Origin of the sequence: Bartonella sp. CR84HXZ, from assembly GCF_042194535.1 — a bacterium.
GTDB lineage: Bacteria > Pseudomonadota > Alphaproteobacteria > Rhizobiales > Rhizobiaceae > Bartonella > Bartonella grahamii.
In genome coordinates, this window is the sequence record NZ_JBHIMY010000117.1 from 1 (window position 1) to 723 (window position 723).

Annotated in this window: 1 pseudogene; it reads left to right on the forward strand. The window is 37.3% G+C overall.

Annotated features, from left to right (window positions below):
* Window positions 1-38 precede the first annotated feature (38 nt).
* A pseudogene (locus tag ACFIKD_RS09695) lies at window positions 39-723 on the forward strand (hypothetical protein); the annotation flags it as partial.

Sequence of the window (723 nt, forward strand, 5' to 3'; positions counted from 1 at the left end):
TTTCACTTGCAATAATAATAAAGAAAGGGAGGTGAAGTATGTCAACTAAGTTGCCATGGACGAGGCTTTTTGCAGACAAGTGGCTACTTGATCTTGCATATTTGCCAGCTTTTGAAGGTTTCATATATGTTAAGTTGCGCTTTCAAATGCTTCGCACAGGAGAGCCGCTTACGAATAATTTTAAAGTGTTATCTTTATTGGCTGGCTGCTCAGTAAAAAAATTTCAGAAGGCATTAGATCTTTTATTAGAAACTGGACATATCATTTGTTTAGAAGATGGTCGGTTGTGGAACCCAGATGTTGAATTAGAATTAAATGATAGCAAAGAGAAATCAGAAGCAGCAACAAAAGCAGCTCATTCTAGATGGCATAAAACAAAAGGTAAAAATGACAATAATCATATAAAAGAAAACGCATATGCGGATTGCATGCAGAGCGCATACGATGCGCATAGTGTTGCGCAATGCGAACGCAATGCCATTAACAATAACATTAACATATATAAAAAAAATAAAACTAACGTTTTATTAAAAAAAGAAATTGATTTTGAAGATTTAGAAACAATCGATTTGGTTGACGAGCCAATCGAGTGTGATGTTGAAAGCCAATCAGAGCAAACCAACCAACCAATCATTCACGAGCAGACAAGCGTTCCTAAGAAAGCCAAGCGGGTTAAAACCGATAGAGGCTGTCGATTGCCTGCGGATTTTGAACCCGATTGCG